This window comes from Streptomyces nodosus, from assembly GCF_008704995.1.
GTDB classification, from domain to species: domain Bacteria; phylum Actinomycetota; class Actinomycetes; order Streptomycetales; family Streptomycetaceae; genus Streptomyces; species Streptomyces nodosus.
This window is the reverse complement of record NZ_CP023747.1, coordinates 833,085-847,386: the sequence shown is the minus strand read 5'-3', so window position 1 is coordinate 847,386 and position 14,302 is coordinate 833,085. Positions and strand designations below refer to the sequence as shown.

Sequence of the window (14,302 nt, the reverse complement as noted above, 5' to 3'; positions counted from 1 at the left end):
CCCGATCGGCAGGTGCGGGCGGGCGGATCTCATCGGGGGGACGTGTATGAGCGGTCGACGTGGGCCGGCCGGGCGACGGGGGAGTCCGAGCCCCCGCACCGTGGAACTGGCGCTGCTGCTGGGCGCCCTGCTCATCTGCGGGTACGGCAGTGCCGAGGTGGCCCTGGCCACCACCGGGGAACTGCCGCCGGGCCTGTGGACATGGTTCGCGGTCGCCGCCGTGCTGCCGCTGGCCTGCCATGCCGCCGTACGCCGGTTCGCCCCCCACGCCGATCCGCTGATCCTGCCGCTGGCCACCCTGCTCAGCGGTCTCGGTCTGATCCTCATCCACCGTCTCGACATCGCCTATGAGAGCCGCTACGACTCGGCGACCGCGGCCTCGGGGCAGATGATGTGGTGCGCCGTCGCGGTGGCGGTGTTCATCGGGGCGGTGATGCTGTTCAAGGACCACCGCAAGCTCCAGAAGTATCCGTATCTCACCATCACCGTCGGACTGGTGCTGCTGATGGCGCCCGCCTTCTACCCGGGGGACGTCTACGGCGCCAAGCGATGGATCTTCCTGGGGCCCATCTCCTTCCAGCCCGGCGAGTTCGTGAAGATCGTCATCGTGGTGTTCTTCGCCGGCTATCTGACGCTGCGCAGGGACGCCCTGGCGCTCGCCGGCCGACGGTTCATGGGCATGTATCTGCCGCGGGGCCGGCAGCTGGGCCCGGTCGCGGCGGTGTGGATCCTCAGCCTGCTGGTCCTGGTCCTCGAACGGGACCTGGGGACGTCGCTGATCTTCTTCGGCCTCTTTGTGATCATGCTGTACGTCGCCACCGAGCGGACCAGCTGGGTGCTGTTCGGTGTCCTCATGTTCGCCGTCGGGGCCTTCGTCGTGGGCTCCCTGGAGCCCCATGTCCATGGGCGCGTGGTCGCCTGGCTGCACCCCATGGACATCTATCTGCCACCGGACCAGCGCCCGGCGGGGCTCATCTCGGACCAGGCCGCCCAGGCCCTGTTCAGCTTCGGCTCCGGCGGAATCCTGGGCACCGGCCTCGGCCAGGGCCACCCGGAACTCATCGGCTTCGCGGGCCGCAGCGACTTCATCCTCACCACGGTGGGCGAGGAACTCGGCCTGACCGGTGTGACGGCCGTGATCCTCCTCTATGCGCTGCTCGCCGAACGGGGGCTGCGCACCGCGATCACGGTGACCGATCCCTTCGGCAAACTGCTCGCCGTGGGCCTGGCCGCCTCGCTCGTCCTCCAGGTCTTCGTCGTGGTGGGCGGTGTCTCCGGACTGATCCCCCTCACCGGCAAGGCCCTGCCCTTCCTGGCTCAGGGAGGCTCCTCCATGGTGGCCAACTGGCTTCTGGTCGCCCTCCTCGTCAAGGTCAGCGACACCGCGCGCCGCCCCCTGCCGGCGCCGTCCCTGGATCTGAGCGCCGCCGAGACACAGATCGTCCGGACCCGGGCGGACGTGGCCGACAGCCGCGCCCGGCCGTCCGGGTCTCCTGCACCCTGACAGGGCTCCGGCGTCCGCGGCGAGCGCCGTCCGGGAGGTGACGGCAGGTCAGCCGCCCGGCGCTTACCTGGGAAGTCATCGACCCCGGAGCGGGCGCGTGCCACGATCGTCGGCGTACCGAGCCCGACCGAGCGGAAGGACGCCATGCCCGCCTACGCCATAGCCCATCTGCAGGAGGCCGCCCCGCACCCGGAGGTCGCCGCATACATCGAACGGATCGGCGCCACCTTCGCGCCGTACGGCGGCCGTTTCCTGGTGCACGGCACACGGCACGAGGTGAAGGAGGGCAGCTGGCCCGGACATGTCGTGGTGATCGGTTTCCCGGGGATCGCCGAGGCGCGGGCCTGGTGGGACTCACCCGCCTACCGGGAGATCGCGCCGCTGCGCTCCCGGCACATCGAGGGCGACATCATCCTGGTCGAGGGAGTCCCCGAGGGCTACGACCCCGGGGTCACCGCACTGGCGCTCCGCGGCTCCCTGCCCTCCGAATGACCCCGGGTCCGGGCGGGCTCCGTGGCCCCCGTCGGGCGGTCGGCCGGGGGAGCCCGCGGCCGGAGAGCCGTTCAGCTCACGGCGCGCGCCGCGCGGCCGGGTCGTGCGGCGGCCTCGCGTGGGGTGAGCGGACCATGGCCCCCGGCGCACACGACCACGGCCTCCAGCGGCTCGCCGCAGTCACGGTGGCGGACGTCCAGCGGGGGCCCCTCCGGGTCCGCGGTGTAGCGGTCGCCCCACTGCTTGAGAGCGATCATCACGGGCCACAGCTCCCAGCCCTTGCGGGTGAGACGGTACTCGTGCCGGGTGCGACGGCCCGGCTCCCGGTACGGCACGGTGTCCAGGATCCCGGCGGCGACCAGCGTGCGCAGCCGGGCCGCCAGTACCGCCTCGGACAGTCCCATATGCCGACGGAAGTCGTCGAAGCGGCGCACCCCGTTCATGGCGTCGCGCAGTACCAGCAGCGACCACTTCTCACCGATCAGGTCGAGGGTGCGCTGCACCGTGCAGTTCTCGGTGCTGGTCTCAAGCCAGGTCATGGGCCCATCGTAGGCTGACTTCGAGATTGACAGCCAGATGGTCCACTGGCTAGCTTCGGCCGGTGAAGCCAGTCGAGGAGGGAACGGCCATGCCCAGGTCACGCACGTTCGAGTGGGAGGATCCCCGCGTCTCCGCCGCCGCGGTCGGGCAGCAGAGCGGTCTGGACTTCCTCCGGGGCGTGCTGAGCGGCCGGCTGCCCGCCCCGCCCATCGCCGCGACCCTCGGATTCGCGCTGGAACAGGTCGAGTTCGGCCATGCCGTCTTCACCCTGGAACCGGGGGAGGAGCACTACAACCCCATCGGCAGCGTCCACGGCGGTGTCTTCGCCACCCTGCTCGACTCGGCCGCCGGCTGCGCCGTGCAGTCCGTTCTCCCCGCGGGCACGGGATACACCTCGCTCGATCTGAACCTGAAGTTCCTGCGCCCGATCACCGTCGACACCGGCAAGGTGCGCGCCGTCGGGGCGGTCCTCAACCAGGGTCGCCGCACCGCCCTCGCCCAGGCCGAGCTGTTCGACTCCACGGACCGGCTGCTCGCCCACGCCACCAGCAGTTGCATGCTCTTCCCCGTGCCCTCGAACAGCGCACCCGCCGAGACGGGGACGGAGCCTCAGGAGGTGAAGCGTTCGCGGACCTGATCGCGGACATGATCCCGGGTGGTCCTGGTCAGCTCGTGCCAGAACGGCGCCGCCGTCAGATACAACCCCAGCACACTGAGGATGCCCAGCGAGACATCCACACTGATCCGCCCCTGCTTGGCCCAGTAGACGTCCTTCAGGTCCAGCAGCAGGGCGAACTCGTCGGCGATCAGCGCCGAACCCGCACCGTATGCGGCACCGACCCCCGGATGGCCGACATACGCCTGGTCGCCGCGCACCGCCACCAGACCGACGCCCGCCAGCGTGGCGATGCCGAGGTTGTAGTGGTGCAGATGTGTGCCGCCCGCGGAGATGTTGCCCCACGGCAGCCATTTCCCCCGGATGCCGTGGGTGACCAGCCGGGCCGCGCCGAAGGTGACACCGAAGGCGAGCCAGGTCGCCATCAGCGAGCGCTCCGTCGCGGTGGTGTTGTCGTCCACCACCCGGCGCCACCGGTCCCGCAGCCCGGGCCGCCGGTCACCGTCGGATCGGTCTATGTGGTCACCGGGCATACGTCCTCCTGGTCGTGTCGTCCGGGGTGACGCCCTGCACGGTCGTGCCCCGGATCACCGCCGCGCCTCAGTCGGGCGTCAGCGCCTGTTCGGTCCAGATGGTCTTGCCATGGCGGGTGTAGCGGCTGCCCCAGCGCTGGGACACCTGGGCGACCAGGAAGAGCCCCCGGCCGCCCTCGTCGGTGAGGAGGGCACGGCGCAGCCGCGGCTGGGTCTGGCTGGGGTCGGAGACCTCGCAGATCAGCGTCTTGTCCCTGATCAGCCGCACGCCCACCGGACCGCCCGCGTACCGGATGGAGTTGGTCACCAGCTCGCTGACGATCAGTTCGGTGCTGAAGGCCAGATCGTCCAGCTGCCAGGCCGTCAGCTGCGCGGAGACCGCCTCCCTCGCCCGGGACACGGCCTCGGGGCTGGCCGGGAACTCCCAGGTGGCGGTGGCCTCGGGGGGCAGCGCACGCAGCCGGGCCGTCAGCAGGGCCACATCATGGGCGGGCGGCTCGGGCACCAGATGCCGGAGCACCGTCCGCCCGGTCTCCGCCGGAGAGCTGTCCTCCAGCGCGGCGGCCTCCACCTGATCGCGCAGCTGTCGCATCCGCTGCTCGGTGCCGTCCTCACCGTGCGCCAGCAGCTTGTCGGTGTAGAAGGCGAGCAGTGTCCCCGGCTCCAGCACGGACTCCACCGGCTCGAACGGCAGTCCGCCCACGCCGAGCGGCGGCCCCGGCTTGATCTCCACGAACTCGGCGCCCGTCCGCCCGGGAACGGACAGCACGGGCGGCGGGTGTCCGGCGCTGGCGATGGTGCAGACCCCGGTGATCGGGTCGTACACCGCGTACAGACAGGTGGACCCGAGAAAGGTGCCCTGCCTGCCGCCCGGCGCCGCGACCGGCCCCGTCCGCTCCGCCGCCGACATCCGGGTGACCAGATCGTCGAGGTGGGTCAGCAGCTCCTCGGGGGAGAGATCCATGTCGGACAGGGTCTGCACCGCGGTCCGCAGGCGTCCCATCGCCGCGGCCGCCTCCACCCCGTGCCCCACCACATCGCCCACCACGAAGGCGACCCGGCAGGAGGACAGCGGGATCACATCGAACCAGGTCCCACCGACCCCGGCCGCGGTGCCGGCCGGCACATAGGAGCCGGTCGCCTCGGCGGCGCTCACCCGGACCACCTCCTGCGGCAGCAGATTGCGCTGCAGCGCCTCGGCCGCGCGATGCTCACGGGCGTACCGCCGGGCGTTGTCCAGACTGATCCCGGCCCGGGCGCCGACCTGGGTGCCCAGCGCGACGTCGTCCTCGTCGAAACGGGGGCGGCCGCCGTCGCGCCACAGCACCGCCGCGCCCAGCAGCCTCCCGCGCGCCCGCAGCGGCATCAGCAGCAGGGAGGCGGCCTCGTCGGGCAGCACCGCACGACGCGCCTCGGCGTCGTCGGCCAGCGCGGCCTGCAGCTCCGACAGATCCGGCACACACACGGTCGTGCGCTGGTAGACGCGCTCGTTCCGCGGATCCCGGACCCGCAGCGAGGCGCCGGCCGGCAGGAGCTCCGCCGGCCAGCCGCCGAGCCGGGCCGCCACCGCCACCCGGCGCAGCGGAGCACCGAGCGAGTAGTCGCCGGGCTCCTCACCCACCAGCGCCGCCTCCGTGAGGTCCACCGCCGCCAGATCCGCGTACTCGGGCACCAGCACCCCGGCCAGCCCCTGGGCGACACGGACGATGTCCAGCGACCCCAGCAGCAGCTTCTCGGCCCCGTTGACCAGCGCGGAGCGGCGCTGGGCGCGATGCCGCTCGGTGATGTCGCTGAAGGTCATGGCGACACCGACGCAGCGGCCCTCACCGTCCTCCAGCCGCATGGCCGACATCAGGACGACGAGCTCCCGCTCGGGGGCCTTCCGGCAGTGCACCCTGACCAGCCGTTCGGAGATCGGCTCCCCGGTCCGCGCGACCCGTTCCAGCTGTGCCTCGACGATCTGGGCGTCCTTCGGCACCAGTACCTCGCCGAGCGGCACCGCGACCGGCTCGAACCCCGCCCCGGCGGACAGTTCGAGCCCGGCGGCGCGGTTGGTCCGTACGATGCGCAGATCGGCGTCGTGCAGGGTCAGCCCGATCTCGGTCTGCCCGAACAGGGCACGGACCAGGGCCTCGTCCTGCTCCCCGGCCGCCGCCACGGCGGCTGGCACCGCCCGTACGACGTACCCGTCCTCGCCGCCCCCGCCGGCCAGCGGCAGCACCTCCAGCCGCACCTCCACGGCAGGGTCGCCGCGACGGCGCAGCACCACCGGGCCCACCGGCGGTGCCGGTGCCCCGGCTCCCGGCGGGAACCACGTGTCCGCCCCGACGAACAGCTCGGCGAGCGGGCGGCCGCACAGCTCCCGGGCCGGGGCGCCGAGCAGCTCCTCGGCGGCGGGTGTACAGGCGCCTACGTTCCCGTGGCCGTCCAGCACCACGGCCGCACCGCCGTCCGGCGGCCGCCCGTCGAAGCCGGAAGCAGGGTTAGCACTCGTCCGCCTCACCCCCGCGGCACGGGATAGGTCTGTTTCCATTGAACGCGTCCCCGGCCGGACACGCACGGTGGCGTCCACGACGGACCGGACGGCCGGTGTCCCCGAGGCGCCCGCCGCTCTCCCTCCGCACGGCGCGCCAGGCTCGCCCTCGGCGGCCCCGCCGCTCAGATGCGGTCCGTGAGGTCCTTCGCGGACGGGCCGGGAGCGCCGCCGTCCGCGGCGGATCCGACCCCGCGGAAACGCAGTTGCGTCAGGGGCGCTCCTGCGGGCAGGGTGCGACAGCGATCGGCTCCGGGACCGACCTCCTTCCCGCGGACCGATCCCCGTCACCGCAAGGAGTCGCCGTGCCTTCTTCCGAAACCCCGGCCGTCAGGGAGATCTGCGTGGCGGACCGGAGCGCGGGACCCTACGGCATCACGGCCGGACCCGACGGCGCGCTGTGGCTCACCCTCGTGCACAGCGGTCGCATCGCGCGGCTCACTCTCGACGGACAAGTCGAGGAACACCCCCTGGACTCGCCCGGGTGCCGCCCGACCGTCATCACCCAGGGACCCGACGGGGCACTGTGGTTCACCCGCTACCAGGACCACCGGATCGGCCGCATCACCGTCGACGGCGAGACGGAGTCCTTCCGCGTGCCGACGCCCGACAGCGGACCCTTCGGCATCACCGCCGGTCCGGACGGTGCGCTGTGGTTCACGCAGATGAACACCGACCGGATCGGCCGCATCACGACCGAGGGAGAGATCACCGAGTTCCCCCTTCCCCTGGCGGGAGGCATCCCCTCGGCGATCACCGCGGGCCCCGACGGAGCCCTGTGGTTCACCCTCAACCAGGCGCACGCGATCGGCCGCATCACCGTCGACGGCGACATCGCCGTCCACGCCCTCCCCACCCCCGGTGCCGCACCCGTGGGCATCACCGGTGACGGCGTGGCCCTGTGGTTCGTCGAGATCGGGGCGGGCCGGATCGGCAGGATCTCGGTGGACGGCGAGATCGAGGAGTTCCCGCTCCCGGACCGTACGGCCCGACCCCATGCCGTTGTCGCGGCCGCCACCGGGGACTGCTGGTTCACCGAATGGGGAGCGAACCGTGTCGGCCGTATCACCGAGCACGGCGAGATCACCGAGTACGACCTTCCCTCACCGTCGTCCGAACCCCATGGCATCGCCCTCGGGCCCGACGGCGCGCTCTGGGTGGCCCTGGAGACGGGGGCGGTCGCCCGGGTGGATCCACAGCACGTCCGGCGTGCTCCCGTGCGGAGCCGGCCCATCAATCCGGAGCGGGCCCGCCGGGTCTTCTAGGCCGACGCCCGTCTCACCAGTTCCGGAGCGAAGACCACGGAGGCCGGGCGGTCGCGCACGCCCCGGATGTGTTCGTCCAGGAGGCGGGCCATGTCGGCCGCCATCCGCTCCACCGGCTGGCGGACCGTGGTCAGGGCGGGGCGGGAGGCCAGGGCCACGCCGGAGTCGTCGAAGCCGACCACCGCGAGATCGTCCGGCACCCGCCGCCCCCGCTCCCGCGCCACCTCGCAGACCCCCTCGGCCATCAGGTCGTTGGCGGCGAACACCCCGTCCACCTCCGGATGCTCGGCGAGCAGCCGTGCCGTCGCGGCGATACCGCTGTCCCGGGTGAACCGGCCCTCCACGACGGGTATGCGGGGGTGGCCGTGACGGGCCATCGTGTCGCGGAACCCGGCCAGCCGCTCCCGGCTCGCGGGCACGGCCAGCGGCCCGCACACGGTGGCCGGTGCCCGGCAGCCGCGCTCCAGGAGGCACTCGGCCGCGAGCCGGCCCCCGGCCCGGTGGTCCAGGTCCACCTGGCTGAGCGGGACCGGCCGGGAGGGCCGGGCGAACAGCACCGCCGGGAGCCGTGCCTCGGCCAGCAGCGCGGGCAGCGGGTCGTCGGCGTGGGTGGACACCACCAGGGCACCGTCCGCCCGGCCCTGCCGCAGACAGGCCAGCACCTCCTGCCGGGCCTGCGCCGACTCGGCGAACATCAGCACCGGATGCATCGAGCGCGGCCGCAGAAAGCTGACGACGCCGCCGACCACCCGGCCGAAGAAGGGATCGGAGAACACCCGTGAGGCAAAGGCGCTCTGGGCCTCCTCGGAGGTGTCGCCCGCCCCGGAGACCACCAGCGCGACGGTCTCGATGCGACGGGTCACCAGCGAGCGTGCGGCACGGTTGGGGGCGTAACCCGTCCGCTCGATCGCCTGGCGCACCACTTCCTGGAGGGCCGGGTCGACATTGCGGACACCGTTGACGACCCGGGAGACCGTCGCCCGTGACACCCCCGCCTGCCGGGCGACGTCCTCCAGCGTCGGGGCCCGTCTGCTCATGCCCGCACCCTAACGGGCAGGGCGCGGCAGCGGACAGAGCGTTCTTGGGGAACGCCCCGCCCGCTGCCGGCCCCGGCCCTGCTGCGGCTCATGCCCGCGGCCCGGCTCCCTTCACGGTCGCGGTCACTTGTAGACTCCGAACTCGTAGAGCGAATAGCCCCAAGCCGTCCCGCGTGCCGTGGCGTTGACGCGGACGTAGCGACCGGTCCCGGTGACGTCGAGGTCGTCCACGCCGCCGTTGCCGTCAGTCACCTCGCGGACGGTGCGCCAGTTCTGCCCGTCGTCGGAGGTCTGGAGGGTGTACCCCTTCGCATAGGCGGTCTCCCAGACCAGCTGTACATGCGTGAACGTGGTGCCGGCGCCGAGGTCGACCTGGATCCACTGGGGATCGCTCCAGTCGCTCGCCCAGCGGGTGTCCAGCTTGCCGTCGACGGCGTTCGCGGCGGTGCAGGGGCAGTCGCCGCCGCCGGTCTGGTACGAGGAGGCGGTGGCCGGCTTGCCCAGCGCCACATTGACCCCGTTCACCTGCGGGGGGACGACCCTGATCGACCGGGTCTCGACGCCGACGTTCCCCCGGCCGTCCGTGGCCTTGACATAGACCTTCCAGACGCCCGGACGGTCCGGAGCCGTGACCCTCAGCCGGCCGCCACCGAGGTCCGTGAAGGACCGGGAGTTCAGCTGGCTGCTCTGGTCGATGTACTTGCTGTTGTCGAGGACCTCGTAGGAGATCCGGTCGCCGTCGGGATCGGTGGCCCGGACCGCGAGGGTGAGATCACGCCCCGCCTGCACCGAGCCGGCACCGCCCTCGACGGTCAGGTCGGAGATGACGGGCGGGGTGTTGTCGTGGGAGGTGTCCTTCCCGTAGGCCCTCTTCACCGCGTAGTACGACAGCCGCTTCTGCCCGGCGGGCAGCAGGTTGAACCAGATGCCGCCGAAGTCGTACTCGGTGCCGTAGTGGAACATGGTGGCGCCGAGGGCCACCCCCTGGTGCCCGGTGATACAGCCCCACGCCCTGGTGTACCCGTCGGCCTTGGCCTGGTCGGTGGGCTCCTGCGGAACACCGTTGGCGTCGTCGGGCACCTCCCATTCCCCGGCGGGTCCGGTCTCGGTCACGATGTACGGCTTGGTGTAACCGCCCTGCTGCCACGCCGACTTGATGTCGCAGACGGCGTTGTAGGCGTTGACGGCGTACAGATCGAGGTCGGGTGCGTTCTTCTTGAAGTACGGCCATGCGCCGACCCATGCGTCCGTGGAGGTGACGGGATGGTTCGGGTCGATGCCGTGGATCTTTCGGGCGACGTCGTTGACGAAGCCGGTGTAGGCGTCGCGCTCCCTCTCCAGCTGGTCGCCGCTGTAGCAGTTCTGCAGGCCCAGGACGGACTCGTTGCCGACGTCCCACATGAGCACACCGGGGTGGTCCTTGTAGGTCGACACCCAGTTGGTGAACTCGCTCATCGCCTGGTTCTTGTACGAGGTGTCGGTGACATAGTCGACGCAGCCGCCGCTGCCCGGCCCACCGCCGGGCTGCAGCCAGAAGCCGGCGACGACCTTGATGCCGTGGGCGGCCGCGGAGTCCAGCAGGGGCCTGCTGGAGGCGTCCGTGCCCCAGGTGCGGATGGTGTTGACGCCCATGGAGGCGAGGTCGGGCATATACCTCTCGGCGTCGGCGGCGGACGGACCCCAGGTCAGACCCTTGAGCTGATACGGGCTTCCGTCCACCGTCAGCTGCCAGTTGCCCTGGCTTCCGGTCACCTTGACCACGCTGCCGGCGGCCTGGGCCTCGGTCTGGGCCGGGAGGACGAGGGCGCCGATCGTCAGGGCGCCGGCGATCAGGGGTGCGGTCGGACGGAGGGTGCGCTTGCGGGCTGGGGGCATGGAGGCTTCTCCGATGTGGGGGGGCGGGGAGAGGGGGAGGACCGGTCCGGCCGCGCCGGGGCGGCGGCCGGACCGTACGGGTGCCGCGGGTTCAGTGCTTGGGGAGCTGGTAGTTCGCGTCGAGCGCCGCTCCCGCTTCGGGATGTGCCTCGTCGTAGCCGCGGGCGTTGCACTGCAGACCGCCGACGATGCAGTGGTCGACCATGGCCTTGAGGGTGGCGTCGTCCCAGGCGTTGAAGAAGTCGTAGTGGTACGACCAGGCGGCTCCGCTCGCCAGCCGCACCTGGGACATGTCACCGTTGACCGGGAACGCCATCTTGAACTCGATCATCGGCAGCGCGACCGGGTGGTCGGCCGGGCACATGTTGTCGTTGGTGCCGGGCCTGACCACCGGGTAGGCCATGTGGCTGCGGTGGTCGGGGGTGTCGAGGTACTTTCCGTCCCAGCAACTGGGGGCCTGGAAGCGGATGTTGAGCTGGACGTCGGCCCGGTTGGGGCAGGAGGCCGGGAAGTCGACGTTGAAGTAGCTGTCGCCGCACTCCCAGCCCTCGACGAAGCCCGGGCTGTGCCGGAAGTCGTCGGCGCTCTGCATCGGGTTGGCCACCACGAAGCGCAGCCCCTTGGGGAAGGGCCGGACGCTGGTGTAGTCGGCGACGCCCGTCTTGTAGTAGATCGTCTGCGGGCCGACCGGCAGCACCTCCTTGTTGCCGTTGTAGACCGTGGGCACCCAGTAGCCCGACTTGTCCCCGGGCACGACACAGGTGGTGCCGCCCGCGTCCAGGGAGGCCGTGGTGCTGTTGGCGTTGGTGGTGGTGTTGCCCATGAAGGTGTGGTCATGGGACTTGCCCGGCTGTTGCGGATAGACGATGGGGTCGTCGGGCGCGTGATGGCTCGCCGAACAGTTGGCCTGGAACTCGTGGAAGTAGCGGTGCGGCGGATTCGCCGTGGACGGCTCCACACCGGTGACCGGAGGGTTCGCGGGTATGTAGCCGTCGCCGTCGGGGTCCTCGATCGAGGCGGCGGTCGACACCGCCATGGTGTGGCCGGAGTGGGTCGCGCTGAACGCCGCGTCCGCGTCGCTGCCCGGCACGGGCGCACCGGCGCTGGTGGCGATGCCGGCGAGGCCGAACGAGGTCAGCAGCAGCGCGCCCGCGATCAGCGTTCCTGAGAGGGTCTTCGATCTCCGTGGCATGGAGACCTCCTGAATGAGGGGGGGTGGTGGAGGTCGCGTGACCCACGACATGACGGAGCGTCAGGAAGCGACGGGGCGTCATGACCGGCTGGGTCACGGGAGAGCGCTCTCCCGCCAGGGAGTGTTGAGGCGCTGTGTGAGGGTGTCAAGGGATCCGGCGGAAGGATCAAAGCCGACCCGTGATCGCATCACTTCTTGAACGCGGGGTCCACCTGCGAGAACGCCCCCATGGCCAGGACTTGAAAGATTCCTGTGTCCGGGGGCTTGTCGGAAGTCTCGAATCATCAGTTAAATCAAGTCCTGAACTAAGCCGTCTCTCGGGCCTGTTCACCTTCCGAGCCGATCCTGGAAGGTCAGGTGGCCGGTCCGTGGGACAGCGGCGGGCAGGGCGTTCCCGTTTGTCATGCCCTTGCTCGCCACACCCCCCTCCCCCTACTTGCACCCGCAGGGAAGCCGACATGAGACTCAGAGCCCTGGGTGTTGCGCTGGCCGCCACGGCAGCGCTGATCACCTTGCCCGCCACCCATCCATCGGCCGCCGCGGCCGGATTCCCTCTGTCCCCGAGCAGGACGGCCACGTCCTCGTCCGCCGAGAACGTCTTCGGGACCACCGCCGCGTCCGCGTGCGGCACGGACAACGCCGCGAAGGGCAAGCCGGCCTCGGCCTCCTCCACGGAGAACGCGGGCACCCCCGCGTCCGCCGCCTTCGACGGTGACCCGGGCACCCGCTGGTCCAGCGAGTGGTCCGACCCCCAGTGGGTGCAGGTCGACCTGGGCTCGGTCCAGGACCTGTGCAAGGTCGACCTCAGCTGGGAGGCCGCCTACGGCAAGGACTTCCAGATCCAGGCCTCCACCGACGGCCAGAAGTGGAACACCCTGAAGAGCGTCACCGGCGCGAGCGGTGGCACGGCCTCCTATGACGTCAGCGGCTCGGGCCGGTACGTCCGCATCAACGGCACGGCCCGCGGGACGGGCTACGGCTACTCCCTGTGGGAGGTCGCCGTCCACACCGGCTCCTCCGGCAGCACCCCGCCCGTCGAGGGCGGCGGCGACCTCGGACCGAACGTCATCGTCGTCGACCCCTCGACGCCCAATCTCCAGCAGAAGTTCGACCAGGTCTTCGCCCAGCAGGAGTCCAACCAGTTCGGCAGCGGCCGCTACCAGTTCCTGCTGAAGCCGGGCACCTACAACAACATCAACGCCCAGATCGGCTTCTACACCTCGATCTCCGGGCTGGGCCTCAACCCGGACGACACCAAGATCAACGGTGACATCACCGTCGACGCGGGCTGGTTCAACGGCAACGCCACCCAGAACTTCTGGCGTTCGGCGGAGAACCTCGCCGTCCGGCCCGTCAACGGGGACGACCGCTGGGCCGTCGCCCAGGCCGCGCCGTTCCGCCGGATCCATGTCCAGGGCGGCCTCAACCTCGCCCCGAACGGCTACGGCTGGGCCTCCGGCGGCTATATCGCCGACTCGAAGATCGACGGCACCGTCGGCCCCTACTCCCAGCAGCAGTGGTACACCCGGGACAGCTCGGTCGGCGGCTGGACCAACGGCGTCTGGAACATGACGTTCACGGGTGTCCAGGGCGCCCCGGCGACCGACTTCGCCACCGGTTCGTACACCACGCTGGACACCACCCCGGTCTCCCGGGAGAAGCCGTTCCTGTACCTGGACGGTTCCACCTACAAGGTGTTCGTCCCCGCCAAGCGCACCAACGCCCGTGGCGTGTCCTGGCCCGCGAACGCCGGCACCTCGCTCCCGCTGGACCAGTTCTACGTGGTCAAGCCGGGCGCGACCGCCGCGACGATCAACGCCGCTCTGGACCAGGGCCTCAACCTGCTGGTCACCCCGGGTGTGTACCACCTGAACCAGACCCTCAATGTGAACCGGGCCAACACGGTGGTGCTCGGCCTCGGCCTCGCCACCTTCGTCCCCGACAACGGCATCGACGCGATGCATGTCGCCGATGTCGACGGGGTCAAGCTCGCCGGCTTCCTCATCGACGCCGGCTCCGCCAACTCCGACACCCTGCTGCGGATCGGCCAGCCCGGCTCCACGGCCGACCACTCCGCCAACCCCACCAGCATGCAGGACGTCTTCATCCGGATCGGCGGTGCGGGCCCCGGCCTGGCCACCAACTCCGTGGTCGTCAACAGCAACAACGTTCTGATCGACCACACCTGGATGTGGCGCGCCGACCACGGCAGCGGCGTCGGCTGGAACACCAACCGGGCCGACTACGGGCTGGTGGTCAACGGCAACGACGTCCTGGCCACCGGTCTGTTCGTCGAGCACTACAACAAGTACGACGTGCTCTGGAACGGCGAGCGCGGCCGCACGATCTTCTTCCAGAACGAGAAGGCCTACGACGCCCCGAACGCCGCCGCCATCACCCATGACGGCATCGTCGGATACGCGGCCTACAAGGTCGCCGACTCGGTGAACACCCATGAGGCGTGGGGCCTGGGCAGCTACTGCAACTACACCTCCGACCCCACGATCGTCCAGGCGCACGGCTTCCAGGTGCCCGTGAAGTCGGGCATCAAGCTGCACGACATCCTGGTCATCTCGCTGGGTGGCCAGGGCCAGTACGCCCATGTGGTCAACAGCACCGGGGCACCCACCTCGGGCACCAGCACCGTTCCCTCCAAGATCACCCAGTTCCCCTGACCGTGAGTCCGTCATGCACCACCGGGTGACCTGAAACGGC

The 14,302-nt window shown here is 70.9% G+C and carries 11 protein-coding genes; 5 read left to right on the top strand and 6 right to left on the bottom strand.

All coding sequences use genetic code 11. From position 1 onward, the window contains the following. Window positions 1–46 precede the first annotated feature (46 nt). Together CP978_RS03805 and CP978_RS03800 are read left to right on the top strand one after the other, a co-directional pair. The gene (locus tag CP978_RS03805) at window positions 47–1,504 is read left to right on the top strand and encodes an FtsW/RodA/SpoVE family cell cycle protein (RefSeq protein WP_052454000.1); all 1,458 of its coding nucleotides are present in this window, start codon (window positions 47–49) and stop codon (window positions 1,502–1,504) included. A gap of 144 nt (window positions 1,505–1,648) precedes the next feature. After that, window positions 1,649–1,996 (top strand): DUF1330 domain-containing protein, encoded by a 348-nt coding sequence (locus CP978_RS03800; RefSeq protein WP_043437518.1) that lies wholly within the window; start codon window positions 1,649–1,651, stop codon window positions 1,994–1,996. Window positions 1,997–2,067: 71 nt separating this feature from the next. Here CP978_RS03800 and CP978_RS03795 read toward each other — a convergent pair whose 3' ends face one another. Continuing rightward, a complete protein-coding gene (locus CP978_RS03795; protein WP_043437516.1) occupies window positions 2,068–2,535 on the bottom strand; it encodes a winged helix-turn-helix transcriptional regulator in 468 nt (155 codons plus the stop codon). An 89-nt stretch (window positions 2,536–2,624) separates the two neighbouring features. Here CP978_RS03795 and CP978_RS03790 point away from each other — a divergent pair, with 89 nt between their 5' ends. Then, entirely contained in the window at window positions 2,625–3,173 is a 549-nt protein-coding gene (locus CP978_RS03790) for a PaaI family thioesterase (protein WP_052453999.1), read from the top strand. Here the strand turns inward: CP978_RS03790 and CP978_RS03785 are convergent. Continuing rightward, complete coding sequence (locus tag CP978_RS03785; protein ID WP_043437514.1) at window positions 3,146–3,685, bottom strand: hypothetical protein; 540 nt, start codon at window positions 3,683–3,685, stop codon at window positions 3,146–3,148. The two genes, CP978_RS03790 and CP978_RS03785, sit on opposite strands and share 28 nt — an antisense overlap. 67 nt (window positions 3,686–3,752) lie before the next feature. Beyond that, on the bottom strand, window positions 3,753–6,218 hold the full coding sequence (locus CP978_RS03780; RefSeq protein ID WP_150478138.1) for a SpoIIE family protein phosphatase: 2,466 nt from the start codon (window positions 6,216–6,218) through the stop codon (window positions 3,753–3,755). A 305-nt stretch (window positions 6,219–6,523) separates the two neighbouring features. Between CP978_RS03780 and CP978_RS03775 the strand changes: the two genes are divergently transcribed. After that, window positions 6,524–7,483 carry a Vgb family protein gene (locus CP978_RS03775; protein ID WP_227745307.1) on the top strand — a complete coding sequence of 320 codons (960 nt, stop codon included), beginning with the start codon at window positions 6,524–6,526 and terminating at the stop codon, window positions 7,481–7,483. Here the strand turns inward: CP978_RS03775 and CP978_RS03770 are convergent. The 3 genes from CP978_RS03770 to CP978_RS03760 all read right to left on the bottom strand — a co-directional run bounded on the left by CP978_RS03770 (window position 7,480) and on the right by CP978_RS03760 (window position 11,587). Next, on the bottom strand, window positions 7,480–8,520 hold the full coding sequence (locus CP978_RS03770; RefSeq protein ID WP_043437512.1) for a LacI family DNA-binding transcriptional regulator: 1,041 nt from the start codon (window positions 8,518–8,520) through the stop codon (window positions 7,480–7,482). The two genes, CP978_RS03775 and CP978_RS03770, sit on opposite strands and share 4 nt — an antisense overlap. 123 nt (window positions 8,521–8,643) lie before the next feature. Further along, on the bottom strand, window positions 8,644–10,395 hold the full coding sequence (locus tag CP978_RS03765; RefSeq protein ID WP_043437511.1) for a discoidin domain-containing protein: 1,752 nt from the start codon (window positions 10,393–10,395) through the stop codon (window positions 8,644–8,646). Between the two features lie 91 nt (window positions 10,396–10,486). Further along, window positions 10,487–11,587 carry a DUF1996 domain-containing protein gene (locus CP978_RS03760; RefSeq protein WP_043437510.1) on the bottom strand — a complete coding sequence of 367 codons (1,101 nt, stop codon included), beginning with the start codon at window positions 11,585–11,587 and terminating at the stop codon, window positions 10,487–10,489. 458 nt (window positions 11,588–12,045) lie between these two features. Here CP978_RS03760 and CP978_RS03755 point away from each other — a divergent pair, with 458 nt between their 5' ends. After that, on the top strand, window positions 12,046–14,262 hold the full coding sequence (locus tag CP978_RS03755) for a discoidin domain-containing protein (RefSeq protein ID WP_043437509.1): 2,217 nt from the start codon (window positions 12,046–12,048) through the stop codon (window positions 14,260–14,262). Window positions 14,263–14,302 lie beyond the last annotated feature (40 nt).